General features: G+C 71.2%; 15 protein-coding genes and 1 riboswitch. Of the genes, 4 read left to right on the top strand and 11 right to left on the bottom strand.

What is annotated here, in order from left to right; translation table 11 throughout:
* Positions 1-13: 13 nt before the first annotated feature.
* Positions 14-92: riboswitch (cobalamin riboswitch) on the top strand.
* A 148-nt stretch (positions 93-240) separates the two neighbouring features.
* Together AB0958_RS01785 and AB0958_RS01780 are read left to right on the top strand one after the other, a co-directional pair.
* Positions 241-2,604: a ribonucleoside-diphosphate reductase subunit alpha gene (locus AB0958_RS01785; RefSeq protein ID WP_366888293.1), complete on the top strand. Its 2,364-nt coding sequence runs from the start codon at positions 241-243 to the stop codon at positions 2,602-2,604.
* Positions 2,604-3,611, top strand: coding sequence for a ribonucleotide-diphosphate reductase subunit beta (locus AB0958_RS01780; protein WP_366888292.1), 1,008 nt, complete (start codon positions 2,604-2,606; stop codon positions 3,609-3,611). The genes AB0958_RS01785 and AB0958_RS01780 overlap by 1 nt, the downstream gene beginning before the upstream one ends.
* On the opposite strand, the gene AB0958_RS01775 is transcribed toward AB0958_RS01780, so the two are convergent.
* The gene (locus tag AB0958_RS01775) at positions 3,524-3,766 is read right to left on the bottom strand and encodes a hypothetical protein (protein ID WP_366888291.1); all 243 of its coding nucleotides are present in this window, start codon (positions 3,764-3,766) and stop codon (positions 3,524-3,526) included. The genes AB0958_RS01780 and AB0958_RS01775 overlap by 88 nt on opposite strands.
* A 93-nt stretch (positions 3,767-3,859) precedes the next feature.
* Between AB0958_RS01775 and AB0958_RS01770 the strand changes: the two genes are divergently transcribed.
* On the top strand, positions 3,860-4,828 hold the full coding sequence (locus AB0958_RS01770) for a helix-turn-helix domain-containing protein (RefSeq protein ID WP_366888290.1): 969 nt from the start codon (positions 3,860-3,862) through the stop codon (positions 4,826-4,828).
* Between the two features lie 44 nt (positions 4,829-4,872).
* Here the strand turns inward: AB0958_RS01770 and AB0958_RS01765 are convergent, their stop codons facing one another.
* From AB0958_RS01765 to AB0958_RS01720, 10 genes are all read right to left on the bottom strand, one after another.
* On the bottom strand, positions 4,873-6,252 hold the full coding sequence (locus tag AB0958_RS01765) for a cytochrome P450 (RefSeq protein ID WP_366888289.1): 1,380 nt from the start codon (positions 6,250-6,252) through the stop codon (positions 4,873-4,875).
* Positions 6,249-7,334, bottom strand: coding sequence for an epi-isozizaene synthase (gene cyc1, locus AB0958_RS01760; protein ID WP_366888288.1), 1,086 nt, complete (start codon positions 7,332-7,334; stop codon positions 6,249-6,251). The genes AB0958_RS01765 and cyc1 overlap by 4 nt, the downstream gene beginning before the upstream one ends.
* A gap of 293 nt (positions 7,335-7,627) precedes the next feature.
* Positions 7,628-8,278 (bottom strand): peptide deformylase, encoded by a 651-nt coding sequence (def, locus tag AB0958_RS01755; protein WP_366888287.1) that lies wholly within the window; start codon positions 8,276-8,278, stop codon positions 7,628-7,630.
* Positions 8,279-8,372: 94 nt separating this feature from the next.
* Entirely contained in the window at positions 8,373-9,353 is a 981-nt protein-coding gene (locus AB0958_RS01750; RefSeq protein WP_366888359.1) for a hypothetical protein, read from the bottom strand.
* Positions 9,354-9,467: 114 nt separating this feature from the next.
* Positions 9,468-10,967 (bottom strand): HD domain-containing protein, encoded by a 1,500-nt coding sequence (locus AB0958_RS01745; protein ID WP_366888286.1) that lies wholly within the window; start codon positions 10,965-10,967, stop codon positions 9,468-9,470.
* Positions 10,964-12,199 (bottom strand): HD-GYP domain-containing protein, encoded by a 1,236-nt coding sequence (locus tag AB0958_RS01740; RefSeq protein WP_366888285.1) that lies wholly within the window; start codon positions 12,197-12,199, stop codon positions 10,964-10,966. Before AB0958_RS01740 ends, AB0958_RS01745 begins: the two co-directional genes overlap by 4 nt.
* Positions 12,200-12,320: 121 nt before the next feature.
* Positions 12,321-12,632, bottom strand: coding sequence for a mycothiol system anti-sigma-R factor (gene rsrA / locus AB0958_RS01735; protein WP_366888284.1), 312 nt, complete (start codon positions 12,630-12,632; stop codon positions 12,321-12,323).
* The gene (sigR, locus tag AB0958_RS01730; protein WP_366888358.1) at positions 12,629-13,312 is read right to left on the bottom strand and encodes an RNA polymerase sigma factor SigR; all 684 of its coding nucleotides are present in this window, start codon (positions 13,310-13,312) and stop codon (positions 12,629-12,631) included. The genes rsrA and sigR overlap by 4 nt, the downstream gene beginning before the upstream one ends.
* A gap of 256 nt (positions 13,313-13,568) precedes the next feature.
* Positions 13,569-14,201: an alpha/beta family hydrolase gene (locus tag AB0958_RS01725; RefSeq protein ID WP_366888283.1), complete on the bottom strand. Its 633-nt coding sequence runs from the start codon at positions 14,199-14,201 to the stop codon at positions 13,569-13,571.
* A 9-nt stretch (positions 14,202-14,210) separates the two neighbouring features.
* Positions 14,211-15,026, bottom strand: coding sequence for an SOS response-associated peptidase (locus AB0958_RS01720; protein WP_366888282.1), 816 nt, complete (start codon positions 15,024-15,026; stop codon positions 14,211-14,213).
* A gap of 51 nt (positions 15,027-15,077) precedes the next feature.
* On the opposite strand from AB0958_RS01720, the gene AB0958_RS01715 reads away from it, so the two are divergent.
* Positions 15,078-15,800, top strand: a complete 723-nt coding sequence (locus AB0958_RS01715; RefSeq protein ID WP_366888281.1) for a M50 family metallopeptidase — start codon at positions 15,078-15,080, stop codon at positions 15,798-15,800.
* The last annotated feature ends 55 nt before the right edge of the window (positions 15,801-15,855 follow it).

Here is a 15,855-nt window from a genome sequence, read left to right as displayed (position 1 = left end):
GCTGTCGCCGCAGGGGAATCCGGTGCGAATCCGGAACTGTCCCGCAACGGTGTACTTGTGCGCATCCGTGCACGAGAGTCAGTCCGAGGACCTGCCGACAGCACGCCCGGCCAACCCGGTCAGGGCGTTCTGACGTCCGGGCCTCGTGGAGTGGGCCAGGGTCTCCGACGCGCGCCCTCGCGCGCTCGCGCTGCCCGCTGCCCTCCGCCAGGCCCCGTGCCGAGCGAGGGAGAGCCCCACGTGACCATCGCGCCAGCCGAACCGGCTTCAGCGACCACGACCGTCCCGGAGTCCGACGGTCCCGGAACGGCCCTGCTGCGGATCCTGACCGAGCTGACCGCCGACCTCCCCGACACCGACCCCGGCCGGGTCGCCGCCGCCGCGCTGCGCGGCCGGTCCGCGCGGGCCGACGAGTCGGAGTTGCGCGAGCTGGCCACCGAGGCCGCCGCCGGTCTGATCTCCGAGGACCCCGCCTACTCGCGGCTGGCGGCCCGCCTGCTCACCGTGTCCATCCGGGACGAGGCCGCCTCGCAGGGCGTGACGTCCTTCACCGAGTCCGTCGCGGTGGGGCACCGCGAGGGCCTCATCGCCGACCGCACCGCGGAGTTCGCGCGGCTGCACGCGGCGCGCCTGGACGCACTGGTCGACCCCGCCGCCGACGACCGCTTCGGCTACTTCGGCCTGCGCACCCTGCACAGCCGCTACCTGCTCCGGCACCCGATCACGCGCAAGGTCGTCGAGACCCCGCAGCACTTCATGCTCCGGGTCGCCGCGGGACTGGCCGAGGACAACACCTCCCGCGCCCTGGACGAGGTCGCCGCGCTCTACGGGCTCATGAGCCGCCTCGACTACCTCCCGTCCTCCCCCACCCTCTTCAACTCCGGCACCCGGCACCCCCAGATGTCGTCCTGCTACCTCCTCGACTCCCCGAAGGACGAGCTGGACTCCATCTACGACCGCTACCACCAGGTCGCCCGGCTCTCCAAGCACGCCGGCGGCATCGGGCTGTCGTACTCCCGCATCCGCGGCCGCGGTTCGCTGATCCGCGGCACCAACGGGCACTCCAACGGCATCGTGCCGTTCCTGAAGACCCTGGACGCCTCGGTCGCCGCCGTGAACCAGGGCGGCCGGCGCAAGGGCGCCGCCGCGGTCTACCTGGAGACCTGGCACTCCGACATCGAGGAGTTCCTGGAGCTGCGCGACAACACCGGTGAGGACGCCCGCCGTACGCACAACCTCAACCTCGCGCACTGGATCCCGGACGAGTTCATGCGCCGGGTGAACGCCGACGAACCGTGGTCCCTGTTCTCCCCCGCCGACGTGCCGGAGCTGGTGGACCTGTGGGGCGCGGAGTTCGACGCCGCCTACCGCAGGGCCGAGGCCGCCGGACTCGCGCAGCGGACCATCCCGGCCCGTGACCTGTACGGCCGGATGATGCGCACCCTCGCGCAGACCGGCAACGGCTGGATGACCTTCAAGGACGCGGCCAACCGCACCGCCAACCAGACGGCGACCCCCGGCCACGTCGTGCACTCCTCCAACCTCTGCACGGAGATCCTGGAGGTCACCGACGACGGCGAGACGGCGGTCTGCAACCTGGGGTCCGTCAACCTCGGGGCCTTCGTCGACCCGGCGACCGGCGACATCGACTGGGAGCGGCTGGACGGGACGGTCCGCACCGCGGTGACCTTCCTGGACCGGGTCGTCGACATCAACTTCTACCCGACCGAGCAGGCGGGCCGGTCCAACGCCCGGTGGCGGCCGGTGGGCCTGGGCGCCATGGGTCTCCAGGACGTCTTCTTCAAGCTGCGGCTGCCCTTCGACTCCCCCGAGGCCAAGGCCCTGTCCACCCGGATCGCCGAGCGGATCATGCTCGCCGCGTACGAGGCCTCCGCCGACCTCGCCGAGCGCAACGGACCGCTGCCCGCCTGGGAGAAGACCCGCACCGCGCGGGGCGTGCTGCACCCCGACCACTACGGCGTCGAGTTCACCTGGCCGGAGCGCTGGGCGGCGCTGCGCGCGCGGATCGCCGAGACCGGGATGCGCAACAGCCTGCTCCTGGCCATCGCGCCCACCGCGACCATCGCCTCGATCGCGGGCGTCTACGAGTGCATCGAGCCGCAGGTCTCGAACCTGTTCAAGCGCGAGACGCTGTCGGGTGAGTTCCTCCAGGTCAACTCGTACCTGGTGCGGGAGCTGAAGGACCTGGGCGTCTGGGACGCCCGGACCCGGGAGGCGCTGCGCGAGGCGAACGGCTCGGTGCAGGGCTTCGCCTGGATCCCCGAGGAGGTACGACGCCTGTACCGCACGGCGTGGGAGATCCCGCAGCGCGGCCTGATCGACATGGCCGCCGCCCGCACGCCGTACCTGGACCAGGCCCAGTCCCTGAACCTGTTCCTGGAGACGCCGACCATCGGCAAGCTCTCCTCGATGTACGCGTACGCCTGGAAGTCCGGGCTGAAGACGACGTACTACCTGCGTTCGCGCCCGGCGACCCGGATCGCCCGCGCCGCCCGGGCCGCCGTGCCCGTCCAGGCGACGGCCCCCGAGGACGCCGTCGCCTGCTCCCTGGAAAACCCCGAGTCCTGCGAGGCCTGCCAGTGATGTCCACCAAGAACCTTCTCGACCCCGGCTTCGAGCTCACGCTCCGCCCGATGCGCTACCCGGACTTCTACGAGCGCTACCGGGACGCCATCAAGAACACCTGGACGGTGGAGGAGGTCGACCTCCACTCGGACGTCGCCGACCTCGCGAAGCTCAGCCCGTCCGAGCAGCACCTCATCGGCCGGCTGGTCGCCTTCTTCGCGACCGGCGACTCGATCGTGGCGAACAACCTGGTGCTGACGCTCTACAAGCACATCAACTCCCCCGAGGCGCGGCTCTACCTGAGCCGGCAGCTCTTCGAGGAGGCCGTGCACGTCCAGTTCTACCTGACGCTCCTCGACACCTACCTGCCCGACCCGGAGGACCGCGCGGCGGCCTTCGCGGCGGTCGAGAACATCCCCTCGATCCGGGAGAAGGCGGAGTTCTGCTTCAAGTGGATGGACTCGGTGGAGAACCTGGACCGGCTGGAGTCCAAGGCCGACCGCCGGCGTTTCCTGCTCAACCTGATCTGCTTCGCCGCGTGCATCGAGGGCCTGTTCTTCTACGGCGCCTTCGCGTACGTCTACTGGTTCCGCAGCCGGGGTCTGCTGCACGGTCTCGCCACGGGCACCAACTGGGTGTTCCGCGACGAGACGATGCACATGAGCTTCGCGTTCGACGTGGTCGACACGGTCCGCAAGGAGGAGCCGGAGCTCTTCGACGACGAACTGCGGGAGCAGGTCACCGACATGCTGCGGGAGGCCGTCGAGGCGGAGCTGCAGTTCGCCCGTGACCTGTGCGGTGACGGCCTGCCGGGCATGAACACCGACTCGATGCGCCAGTACCTGGAGTGCGTCGCCGACCAGCGCCTCGGCCGCCTCGGCTTCGCCCCGGTGTACGGCTCGGAGAACCCGTTCTCCTTCATGGAGCTGCAGGGCGTTCAGGAGCTGACGAACTTCTTCGAGCGGCGTCCGTCCGCGTACCAGGTGGCGGTCGAGGGCACGGTCGACCTGGACGAGGACTTCTGAGGCCACCGCTCCCCGCGGTCCTCGTGGGCCTCCCTGATCTGCCGGTCGACGCGCCTGTCGCGCAGGACGCCGAGCACGGACGGGAGGGCCATGAGGACCAGGATGCCGAGGACCAGGAGCATTCCGACGAGACCTTCGATCTGGTTTCCGTTCATGGACACCACTGTCGCGCCGGATGCTCCTTACCGTGAGTGGCAGCACTGCCAGGAACCCTCGAATTACTGCCAGCGGCGCGGCACACTGGCAGCATGCTGAAGAACGTGGCGGCGGTGCTCCTGGACGGCGTGCATCCCTTCGAGCTCGGGGTGGTCTGCGAGATCTTCGGTCTCGACCGCTCCGACGAGGGACTGCCGGTGTACGACTTCGCGGTGGTCTCGGCCGAGGGCCCGGCGCTCGGCACCCATGTCCCCGGTCTCACCGTCAGCACGCCGTACGGCCTGGACCGGTTGGAGGAGGCCGATCTGATCGCGGTCCCGGCCTCCGACGCCAACGTCACCCGGGACTACCCGCCCGACCTGCTCGACGCGCTGCGCCGGGCGGTGGAGCGGGGCGCCAGGGTGCTCAGCGTCTGCTCGGGTGTCTTCGTGCTGGGCGCCGCCGGGCTGCTGGACGGGCGCCGGTGCGCCGTGCACTGGCGGCACGCGGAGCTGTTGGGCCGCCGGTATCCGCGCACCCGGGTCGAGCCGGACGTGCTGTACGTCGACGAGGATCCGGTGATCACCTCGGCGGGCACCGCCGCCGGGATCGACGCCTGTCTGCACATCGTCCGCAAGGAGCAGGGTCCGGAGGTCGCCGGGAAGATCGCCCGGCGGATGGTGGTGCCGCCGCACCGGGACGGCGGCCAGGCCCAGTTCATCGAGCGCCCGCTGCCACAGGGGCCGTGCGACACGGTCGGCCCGGTGCTGGCCTGGATGACGGAGCACCTCGACGAGGAGGTCACCGTCGAACAGCTCGCCGCCCGCGCCCTGATGGCCCCGCGGACCTTCGCCCGCCGCTTCCAGCAGGAGACCGGCACCACGCCGTACCGCTGGATCCTGCGGCAACGGGTGCTGCTGGCCCAGGAGTTGCTGGAGGGCACGGACGAGACGATGGACGCCATCGCGGGCCGTACCGGCTTCGGTACCGCGGCCGCGCTGCGCCACCAGTTCATGAAGTCGCTGGGCACCACCCCGAACGCCTACCGGCGCGCCTTCCGGGGCCCGCAGGCCGCCGCCTGATACCGGCGCCCGCCCGAGCGCGCGCCGGTATCAGGAGCGGCGGGTCACCAGGGCACCGGCGTGAGCAGCAGGCGCTGGGGACGCAGGGTGATGCCCACCCGGGTGGCGTCGTCCGACCCGGGGACCTGTTCGAAGCGGTACTTCGCGCACAACGTTGCGGTGATCAGCGTCAGTTGCGCCATGGAGAAGTGATCGCTCGGGCACTTGCGGTTGCCGACGCTGAAGGGGCTCATGGCGTACTTCGGCACCTCCTTGGCCCGCTCCGGCAGCCAGCGGTCCGGGTCGAAGTCGAGGTGCGCGGGGTACGAGTGCGCATCGCGCTGGACGGCGTAGGGGCTGTAGACGATGTCGGCCCCGGCCGGAATGCGATAGCCGCCGAGCTCGGTGTCGGTCGTGGCCCGCCGCGTCAATATCCATACGGCGGGCCGCAAACGCATGGCCTCGACGACGACATTGTTGGTGTGGGTGAGCCGGCGGACATGCGCAAAACCGACCGGTTGACCGCCCGTCACGGATTGCACCTCGGCCCGTACCTTCTCGGCGTGTTCCGGGTGTTCGGCGAGGACCTGGAGCAACCACATGATCGTGGAGGCGACTGTTTCACTTCCGGGGGTGAGTATCGCGACGACCTGGTCGTGGATCTCCTGTTCCCCGATGGGCTCGCCATTCTCGTCCTTCGCTTCGAGCAATGCCGTCAGCAAATCGTCCGGCTTTTGACCAGATGCCCGGCGCTCGGTGACGATCTCGTCGACGAGGAGATGCAAATCGGCCAGGGCCCGGTTGAATTCCCGGTTGGCAGGCAGCGGCAACCGGTACAGCGGGCCGAGCGGGACGACCATCCGCCGGTACATACCGCGGAAGACGCTCGCGAGGTCGACGCTGAGGCGTTCGGCGCGCTCGTCCATGTACTCGCCGCGCAGCAGGCAGCGGGCGGCGATGCGGACGGCGACCCGGAACGACTCCGAGGTGCAGTCGACGGTGTCGCCGGGCCGCCAGCGCTCGGTCAGGGCGTGCGCCTCCTCCTCCATGACCGGCCCGTAGTGCGGGATCGCGGTGAGGTTGAACGCGGGCTGGATCGTGCGCCGCTGGCGCCGGTGGCGGGGTCCGTTGGCGGTGGCCACGCCCTCCTTGCCGAGCAGCCCCTCCAGGGACTCCCACAGGGGCCCGGCGATGATGAAGTCGGGGCTGAGGGCCAGGGCGCCGGTGAGCGCCGGGGTGGTGACGGCGTACACCTCCTTGGGGCCCAGCCTGAGGCGCACCATGTCGCCGTGCTCGCGCAGCCGGGACATGAAGGCCAGCGGGTCGCGGACCAGCTTCCAGCCGTGCCCGAGCATCGGCACACCGCCGCCGGCCAGGGGCGGTTCACGCAGTTCACTGGCTTGAAGGGCCCCGGGGGTCGCGGGCTCCACGGACTCGACGGTCATTTCTCACCTGCCGTTTCGTTGTTGACGTACGGGGGCGTGGACCGGTCGTCCCAGCTGTCGACCGTGTAACGGCCTGATTCGTGGTGGAACCAGTAGACGGAGCTGAACCAGTTCCGCATATTGGCGACACAGGCCAGGACCGCGGCACCGAGCTCCTTTCCGTGGACGGTGCCGTCGTCGAGCTGTCCGGCGAAACGAAGTGCGTCCCGCTCGGCGGCCAGGAATTCGCGAATGCATTCCTCGACGCGTCGCCTGACTTCTTCGATCGCCTGCTCCAGACTCATTCCCTCATGGGTGACGAGACTGATTCCGAGATTGTGCACCTCGTCGCCCGCCATCTCCTTCGGCAGCGAGCAGAGGTCGTTGTACCAGGCGGCGAATTCCTGGCTCAGCAGCGCCGGCCGGCGGTAGGCCGGGTTTTTGCGCACGGAGTCCGGGAGTTCGAGTCCGGCACTCGGCTCCAGCAGGTCCGTCCATATCCAGTGGGCGAAGGTGAGACGCCGTAGCGCGAGGTATTCCTCGACCCCGGGAACGTGACCCGTGGTGCGGTTGCGGAACTCGCGGTGGTAGGCCTCGATCACGTCGTGGAAGTGCCGGGCGAACCGCTCGTTCCAGGTGGTGGGCAGAAACGAGTAGAGCCGCGCGACGCTGTCCGCGAATCCCGCGACCAGGGTGTCCGGGTGGTGCAGATGGTGCAATGGGGCGTCGAGGGCCGCGTGCAGCCGGAACCTCAGCCGCCGCCAGTCGTTCGACCGGCCGTGCACCACGTCACGGTCGTGCCGGTCGTCCCAGACGAAGAACCAGGCGCTGTAGTCGCATATCGCCTGGATGACCTCCTCGGACGCGCCCAGGTAGTACCCCGCCATGAGGTCGGTGTAGCACAGGCCGTCGGCATATTCCTGCACCTTGTCCGCCGGCATCAGCCGTTTTTCCAGCAGCCAGAGGCGGGTCTTCTCCTGGAGCCGCGGCCAATACGGGTGCAGTTGCCGGGGAAACTCGGCCTCGATCACCGGGAGGGCGAGTTGTGGTGGAACCGCGACCACCGTCGGCGTCGATGTGGTGCTGCGTGGGAAAGCGTGCACGAACAAACCCCTCTCGGCCGAGCCAGGAGCGCACGCCCCTCCCGCTGTGCCAGGCGTGCGCCGTTGCGTATCCCCGCACTTCCATTCAGCACCACAACTGACCGCTCTGGGAACGGATTTGCTTCACTCACTACCCCCCAGTGCCGAGAATCTCCCCTTGTGTGACTGAATAGGGTTCGCTAGGCACGCACAAAGGATCGAAACCCCGAAGGATGGCCGAGCGAGTCCGACCGGACATGACGAACGCCTGGTCGGAACGGTCCCGACCAGGCGTCACCACCGCACGTGCGGTCTCAGTCGTTGGCGACCACGGGGTAGCGTGGCTCGTTCTCGGCCATCTGCCGCAGCGCGTCCTTGCGCTCCCGCTTGGAGAGCCGGTCGATGTACAGGTATCCGTACAGGTGGTCGGTCTCGTGCTGCAAACACCGTGCGAAGTAGCCGGTGCCGCGCACCTTGATCGGGTTGCCCTTCTCGTCCTGCCCGGTGACCTCGGCGTAGTCGGGCCGGGCGAGCGGCGCGTACGCGGTGGGCACCGACAGGCAGCCCTCGTTGCTGTCGTCGAGCCGCCGCTTCTCGGCCGGGAGGTCGACGAGCTTCGGGTTGCACACCACGCCGACGTGCCGGGCGCCCTCGTCGTCCTGGCAGTCGTAGACGAAGACCTTCAGGTCGACGCCGATCTGGTTGGCGGCGAGACCCACGCCCTCGGCGGTCCGCTGGCTCGCGAACATGTCGGCGACCAGCTGGTCCAGCTCCTCGCCGAACTCGGTGACGTCCTTGCACTCCTTGTGCAGCACCGGGTTCCCGACGACGGTGATGGGCCGCGAGGTCCCCCGCGCACGCCAGGCGTTCTCGCGCTCCTCGGTCCCCTCGGTGTCGACGACGAACCCGTCGTCGTCCACCGGAAGCACGCCCGCGTGCTGCTGATCGGTGTCCTGCTGCGCCATGACCGACGTAAGCCTTCCTAGGTAGAACGGGGGAAGATGTTGCTGATACAGGGTACGTGGGCGCACCCGTCAGGGGCGCGGGGCCGCACGACCCTCAACAGACCTCTTCCAGATCCCGCCAGTCCCGTGAATCAGGGCTGTCCGCGACCCACCCGTCCAGCAGCCCCCTCACCAGCGCGGCCGGCGCGGCCACCCCGCACTCCCGCTCCGGCACCCACAACTGCCCGTCCGTCCGGTGCCCCAGCGGCCCGGGATGCCCCGGCTCACTGTGGTCGTGGGGATCGAGATGCACCCCGTCGCCCTCGTCCGACGGCATCCGCGACTCGGAGCACATCCGGCACAGCAGCCGCACGGAAGAGGACCAGTCCTCCGCCGCGAACCCGGCGTCCCCCGCCAGCTGCTCCAGCGCGTCCCGGTCCGCCTCCGTCGCCGCCTCCAGCAGCACCACCCACGTCGGCACCGGTGACGGCGCCCACAGCTCGATCTCGTCGAACACGGGGTACGCGTGCCCCGTCGCCGTGGTCCGTTCCCCGTGCGGCACCCCGTCGTGCAGGACGACCTCGCCCCAGCGCCGCCCGGACGAGGGCAGCGGAATGGACTGCACCTCGATCCGGGCGGGGTCCAGTCGCCGCCCCCACACCACTTCGGCCTCCCCCTCCGGGGACAGCCGTACCGCGGCGCTGCCCAGCTCCATCCCGGCCGGCTCACCGGACGCGGTGGCGCCTCCCGGCACCCGCAGCCCGTACGCCTGCCAGGCCCGCCGCGCCAGCGGCCAGTCCTGCAACGCGGTCGCCGCGATGCCCACGTTCCACCAGTCCGGCGCCCCGGTCTCGCGGTCCAGCAGCGCCACCGCCCGCAGGCCGGCCGCCCGTGCCTGTTCCCAGTCGTGCCGGAACTTGTGCAGCAGGGCGAGGTTGAACCAGGACTCGGACAGCCAGGGTTCCAGGTCGGCGGCGCGTGTCAGCAGCTCGCCCGCGTCCTCGTACCGGCCGTCGCCGATCAGCGTGAACGCGCGGTCGGTGGCCTGCCGCCAGGAGGCGGAGGGCCGGTGCCGTCCCTTGCCGAAGATCCTCACGATTCCCGCCTGCCAGTTCCAGTTCCGCACAGTGGGCTGGCTTGTGCCCCCGGACATCACCCTCTCCCTCGCATCCAACCACGTACGACGGGAGAGCCGCTCATTACCCATGGGTTACCCAGCCCCGCGCAGGGTCAGACAGTCTCTGGCGAGCACGCGGGCCAGGGCTTCCACGACCTCGGGAGCGTAGTCCCCCGCGGTGGCCAGGCGTAACTCCTCCAGCGCGGTCAACTGCCCGCCGGGCCCGGAATCCCGGGACTTCTCCTCGTACGCGTTGACGACGCGCACGATCCGCGCCGCGAGCGGCTGCTCCCGGTAGGGGTCGGCCTGCCGCTCCACGACCACGGCGACGGCCGCGGCCACCCCGGTCTGCCGGACGACCGCCCCGCCGAGCAGGGCGATCCGCCGCTGCTCCGCCGCCGGCAGCACGGCGGTGGCCCCGGCCGGGACCGGGTCGACGAGACTCAGCTGGCCGATGTCGTGCATCAGCGCCGCGTACTCCAGCACGGTGAGCTCCGCCCGGGACAGCCCCAGGTCCCGGCCGACGGCCTGGCTGAGCGCGGCGACCCGGCGGGCGTGCCCGGCCGGGGTGTACCCCGCGATCTCGGTGGCGCGGGCGAGGGAGGCGATGGTCTGCCGGTAGGTGGCCCGGACGGCCTCGTAGCGGCGCAGGGACAGCTGGGTGAGCAGCAGGGGCAGGCAGAAGACGGGCAGCGCCCACAGCCCCACGACCGCCACGGCGAGCGCCATCACCGCGCCGGTGGCGCAGACGGCGGACCCGATGCCGAGCAGGCCGCGCAGTTCGTCCCGCAGCAGCGGGGAGAACGGCCACCCCGTGCAGGAGTGCGCCTGCGCGGCGGCGAGCACGGCGTCGCACAGGGCGGTGAGCACGAGCAGCGCGACCAGCAGCAGGGCGTACACCGGTCCGCCCCACTGCTCCAACGCGCCCCTGGTGTCGAGAGGTTGGCAGCAGACGGCGGCGAAACCGACGGTGAGGACGCGCCGGGTGAGGTGGTCGGGTGTGGGGCGACGGCCACTGGCGATGTGGGGCACGTTGCCGAGCAGCGCGGCCGCACCCACGACGGCGACGGCCTGGAGGACGCCGTCGTGGGCGCCGAGCAGCGCGTAGGCGAGCGCGCCGGCCGCCCCGAGGGGCGCGGCCTCCCGTACGTCGGCGCCGGACCGGTGGGCCGCCTCCCCGAGGGCGACGAGCAGGCCGAAGGCGAGGGCGGCCACGCGGTCGTCGAGCCCCTCCCACAGCGTGCCGGCGACACAGCCGAGCCCGAGCACCAGCGCGGCCGACCGGAAGGACCACAGCACGGCGGCGGACCGGAGCCCCGCCAGACGGACGCACCGCCTCGACCGCCCGACGCGTCCCCGCCCCGCGGCCTGCCCACCCCACCCGCCCGAGCCCCCGCGCGCCGAACCCCCGGAGTCGCGGCCGGCGAAGTCGCGGCCGACGGACTCGCGGCCGACGGACTCGCGGCCGACGGACTCGCGGCCGACGGAGTCGCGGCCGGCGGAGTCGCGGCCGACGGTCCGATCGCACGGCCCGGCCCGCGCGTCACGCGGCGGCGCGACGGCGGCGCGGTCGAGCGGGTCGGTGGGGTTCATGGGGTGGGCCGCCCGGCTTCCTGGCGGTCGTCGCTCGGTGGGGTGGGGAGGGAGATCTCGGGCGGGAGGGGACCGGCGGTCACCGTGGGGTGCCAGCCGTCCCTGGCCAGCGCCCGGGTCAGGGCGTCGACCACGCGTGCGTCGAAGTGGCGGCCTGCGCACCGCTGTAACTCCGACACCGCGGCCGGCACCGGCCGGGCCCGGCTGTAGGACCGGGTGGAGGTCATCGCGTCGAACGCGTCGGCCACCGCCACCACTCGCGCGCACTCGGGGATCTGCCCGCCCGCCAGCCCGTAGGGGTAGCCGGTGCCGTCGATGCGCTCGTGGTGGTGCAGGATCGCCGCGCGGGCCTCGCCCAGGAAGGAGATCCCGCGCACCATCTCGTGGCCGTACTCGGGGTGGAGCTCGATGATCCGCCGCTCCTGAGGCGTCAGCGGTCCGGCCTTGCGCAGCAGCCGTGTGGGGACGCCGAGCTTGCCGACGTCGTGCAGGATCCCGGCGAAGCGCAGCACCTCCACCCGCTCCTCCGGCATGCCCAGTTCACGGGCGATCATCGCGGAGGCCTGGCCGACCCGCTCGCCGTGCCCGCGGGTGTACCCGTCCTTGATGTCGACGGCCTGGACGAGCGCGCGGATGGTGGCCTGATGGGCGGCCCGCTCCCGGTCGTACTGGGCGAACACCCACCAGGAGACGCCCATCGGCAGCAGCACCAGCAGCGCGGCGACCGGGCCGAACGGGCTGCGCCACAGCACGGCCATCATCAGCCCGGCGAGCCCGTGCACACCGATCGGCGCGAGGGAGCGGGAGAACAGGCCGCGCCAGGCCCGGCGGGCGGGAACCCGCTCCATGAGCACGCGGATCCCGCCGTCGAGGAGCGCGAGCACCCCGCAGAACGCCAGGACCGCAGCGGCGCACGGCAGCAGCGCGTACGGGAAGTCGCAGCCCATCACGGCGTCCCCGCCGCCCAGCACCCGGTGCACCAGTCCGGCGGCCCACACGGCGAGCGCCAGTTCGGCGGCCCGCCAGATCCGGCGCAGCGCCTGCGGCCGGTGCGCGGCCGGGCAGAGCAGCGCCCCGGGCAGCGGCACGAGGGCGGCGGCCGGTGGTGGCAGCAGGAAGGCTCCGGCGAGCAGCACGGGGTAGAAGGTCCCGCCGAGCCGCTGTCGTACGACGCGTTCGCAGGCCGCGTACAGCGCGGCCAGCAGGACGACAGCCCAGCAGGGTGTACCCATCACGTCCCTCCCCCGACCGTGCCTGCCCAGGCTCCGGAGCCTAGGGCGACGGCCGGAGGGTACGGGAGGTCATGACCGGAGGATTAGCACATTCGGGTGACAGACCACCCGTAGCGAACGCTCAGCTGTCCTGAGGGGTGGCGGGGGCGACGGCCACGTCGCTCTCCGGGACGGTCTGGCCCGAACGGATCAGGTCCAGCCGCCCCAGCACCTTGGCCCGCAGGTCGCTCGGCACGTCGTCATGTCCGCAGCACCGCTTGACCAGCTTCTTCACGGCCTGCTCGAGCCCGTACTTCTCCAGGCAGGGCGAGCACTCGTCGAAGTGCTGCTTGAACTTGACGCGATCGACGTCCGGCATCTCACTGTCGAGGAACTCGTAGAGATGATCGAGTACCTCACTGCAGTCCGTCTCGTGCGGCTCTCCGCAGCTCATGAGCCCGAGCCTTTCGCTTCGTTCGACTCTCCGGCGCCCGCCGGGACGAGCCCGCGCTCACGCGCGTAGTCCTCCAGCATGCCGCGCAGTTGACGGCGGCCCCGGTGCAGCCGGGACATCACCGTACCGATGGGTGTCCCCATGATGTCGGCGATCTCCTTGTACGCAAAGCCCTCGACGTCGGCGAGATAGACGGCGATGCGGAATTCCTCGGGGATCGCCTGCAGCGCTTCCTTCACGTCCGAGTCGGGCAGGTGGTCGAGCGCCTGCGACTCCGCGGAGCGCAAGCCCGTCGACATGTGCGACTCGGCACGGGCGAGCTGCCAGTCCTCGATCTCCTCGGCCGCGGAGCGCTGGGGTTCGCGCTGCTTCTTGCGGTACGAGTTGATGAACGTGTTGGTGAGAATGCGGTACAGCCACGCCTTGAGGTTGGTGCCCTCACGGAACTGGTGGAAGGACGCGTACGCCTTGGCGTAGGTCTCCTGCACCAGGTCCTCGGCGTCGGCCGGGTTGCGCGTCATGCGCAGCGCGGCGGAGTACATCTGGTCGAGGAATTCGAGCGCGTCCCGTTCGAAGCGCGCGGTGCGCTCCGCGGTCGACTCCGCGCTTACGCCCCGGCCCTCGGGCAGCTCCGCCTGGCCGTTGTCGGTCCCTGCGTCGGTACCGGTGACCGGACCCACCTCCTCAAGTTCCCGGGCGGGACCAAAACCGATCCCACTCGACTCGGAGGATAGAACACGACCCGTGCCTGCCGCCGCTCGAATAGGAGCGGTCTTGGCCGCATGCAGCACCGTCCAGTCCAGGTCAGCGCTGCGCTCACGGCGCGGGCAGATGGTCGAACCCATGCGGCGGACTTCCTCTCCTTCGGCGTCGGCGCTGGTGCCCCAGCACTTCTGTCCGCCACAACAGCGGTCCGTCACGCAACATTCCCCGCCGTCACCCGAGGGCCGGGATCCATGCGGCGATCGCGTCCGTGATGATGGTCACTGCCCCGTCCTGCCCGATGTCCGCCCTTTTGGGCACCGCGAACCCGTGATCGGCGCCCGGCACCTCGACCAGCTCGTAGTTCCCCTCGGGGAACTCGGCCGGCTTGCCGAACGGGTCGTTCCCGCCCTGGACGACGAGCGTGGGCACCCCGGCGCCCAGCAGTTCCGCGGCGCGTGACTTCTCCGGCCGGCCCGGCGGGTGCAGCGGGAAGCTGAGGGCGAGGACTCCGGCCGCGCCCAGCTCCGTGGCCGTACGACAGGCGACCCGGGCGCCCGCGCTGCGGCCGCCGGAGACCACCGGCAGCCCGGGCGCCGCGAGCGCGGGCCACACGCCCCGCCAGCCCGTGTCGAGCGTCTTCGGCGCGGGCGCGACCTTCCGGCCGGCGACCCGCCAGGGCTGCTCGACCAGCGCCACCGTCACGCCGTGCGCCGGAAGCGCGGCGGCGATCGCCCGCAGGTCCCGGGCCTCGATGCCACCGCCGGCCCCGTGGCCGACGGCGAGCACGAGCCGCGCCCGCTCCGCCTCGTACCAGGTGACGCGGGCGTCCCCCGCCTCCGTAGCGACGATCTTCGATGTGGTCACGGCAGAAGACTAGAAGAGGGTGCCCTCTTCGGGGCCCGCCAGCTCCTTCAGCAGTTCCGGCCCGTTGTTGCGGACGTTGCTGACGGCCGTGGCGACCGGGTAGGCGCGCATCAGGCCCTCCGGCGGCGGGGCCAGCAGCGACCGCAGGTCGTCGACGTCGGTGCGCGCCGGGTCGAGCCAGGCGTCCCACCGGTCCGGGGTCAGCATCAGCGGCATCCGGGGATGGATGTCCGCGAGCGTCCGGGGGCCTTCCGCCGGGGCCACCGCGAGCGGCGCGGTCTCCGCCTCCGTCGTGATCACCGAGCACGTCGCCCACCAGGCCAGCGGATGGTCGTCGGGCAACGTCCGGTCGCGCCAGAACTCGTACAGCCCCGCCATGGCGAACACGGACCCGTCGGCCGGGAGCACGAAGTACGGCTGCTTGCGCGGCCGCTTCTTCTTCCCCTCGACCTCCAGATCGCGCTCCTCCCTGGCGGTGACCCACTCGTAGTAGCCGTCGGCGGGCACGATGCAGCGGCGGGCGGCGAAGGCGCGGCGGTACGACGGCTTCTCGTGCACGGTCTCGGCCCGCGCGTTGATCATCCGGGCGGCGCCCTCGGGGGACTTGGCCCAGGACGGCACGAGCCCCCACTTGAGCCTGCGCAGCTGCCGAACCGGGCGGCGGTCGTCGGCGTCTTTCAACGGACGGTCGAGGACGGCGTAGACCTCCTTGGTCGGCGCCACGTTGTAGTCGGGCTCCAGGGTCTCCTCGGGCTCCCACTTCTCCGCTTCAAAGATTCCCGCGAGATCCTCGGGCCCACGACTGGATGCATACCGTCCGCACATACGTGCAACACTGCCAGACTTCACCTGCCCGTAGGGAGTAACCACCAGACCATGGAGAGCTCCGCCGCCCTCGCGCTGCCCGACCTCTGGGACCGTCTGACGGGGACCCAGACCGACCCCGACCTCTGGGTGGTCCTCGCGACCCTGGTCGCCGCGCTCGCGGTGGTCGTCCCGCACACCCTGTGGCGGATATCCCGCAACGCCGTCACCATCGCCCACGAGGGCGGTCACGGCCTGGTCGCCCTGCTCACCGGGCGCCAGCTCACCGGCATCAGGCTGCACTCCGACACCAGCGGCCTCACGCTCAGCCGGGGCAAGCCGCACGGCATCGGCATGATCCTCACGGCGGCCGCGGGCTACACCGCGCCCCCGCTCCTGGGGCTGGGCGGGGCGGCCCTGCTGGGCGCCGGCCGCATCACGCTCCTCCTGTGGGCCGCCACGGCCCTGCTCCTCGTCATGCTGGTGATGATCCGCAACGCCTACGGCGTCCTCACGGTGTTCCTGACGGGCGGCACCTTCCTGCTGGTGTCCTGGCTGGCGGGCCCCCAGGTGCAGGCGGCGTTCGCGTACGCGGTGGTGTGGTTCCTGCTCCTCGGGGGCGTCCGTCCGGCGTTCGAACTCCAGTCGAAGCGCTCCCGGGGCGGGGCGGGCGACTCGGACGCGGACCAGCTGTCCCGCCTCACCCATCTCCCGGCGGCCGTCTGGCTGTTCCTGTTCCACACGGTGTCGCTGTGCTCACTGATCGGCGGCGGCAGGTGGCTGCTGCACATATGACAAGCCCCCACGGCACCGCACCCGAGGGCTCCACGGGCGGCGGCACACTAAAGTG

It is taken from the genome of Streptomyces sp. NPDC006655 (genome assembly GCF_040703965.1).
Lineage (GTDB): Bacteria > Actinomycetota > Actinomycetes > Streptomycetales > Streptomycetaceae > Streptomyces.
The sequence above is the reverse complement of the archived record's forward strand: the minus strand, read 5'-3'. Positions and strand labels throughout refer to the sequence as shown.

Bases quoted from the DNA above. Each gene is read 5' to 3' on its own strand.
- AB0958_RS01745 (WP_366888286.1), bottom strand. From the start codon at position 10,967: ATGAACCCCACCGACCCGCTCGACCGCGCCGCCGTCGCGCCGCCGCGT.
- AB0958_RS01740 (WP_366888285.1), bottom strand. From the start codon at position 12,199: ATGGGTACACCCTGCTGGGCTGTCGTCCTGCTGGCCGCGCTGTACGCG.
- rsrA (WP_366888284.1), bottom strand. From the start codon at position 12,632: ATGAGCTGCGGAGAGCCGCACGAGACGGACTGCAGTGAGGTACTCGAT.
- AB0958_RS01775 (WP_366888291.1), bottom strand. From the start codon at position 3,766: ATGAACGGAAACCAGATCGAAGGTCTCGTCGGAATGCTCCTGGTCCTC.
- AB0958_RS01765 (WP_366888289.1), bottom strand. From the start codon at position 6,252: ATGACCGTCGAGTCCGTGGAGCCCGCGACCCCCGGGGCCCTTCAAGCC.
- def (WP_366888287.1), bottom strand. From the start codon at position 8,278: ATGGCGCAGCAGGACACCGATCAGCAGCACGCGGGCGTGCTTCCGGTG.
- AB0958_RS01720 (WP_366888282.1), bottom strand. From the start codon at position 15,026: ATGTGCGGACGGTATGCATCCAGTCGTGGGCCCGAGGATCTCGCGGGA.
- AB0958_RS01780 (WP_366888292.1), top strand. From the start codon at position 2,604: ATGTCCACCAAGAACCTTCTCGACCCCGGCTTCGAGCTCACGCTCCGC.
- AB0958_RS01770 (WP_366888290.1), top strand. From the start codon at position 3,860: ATGCTGAAGAACGTGGCGGCGGTGCTCCTGGACGGCGTGCATCCCTTC.
- AB0958_RS01715 (WP_366888281.1), top strand. From the start codon at position 15,078: ATGGAGAGCTCCGCCGCCCTCGCGCTGCCCGACCTCTGGGACCGTCTG.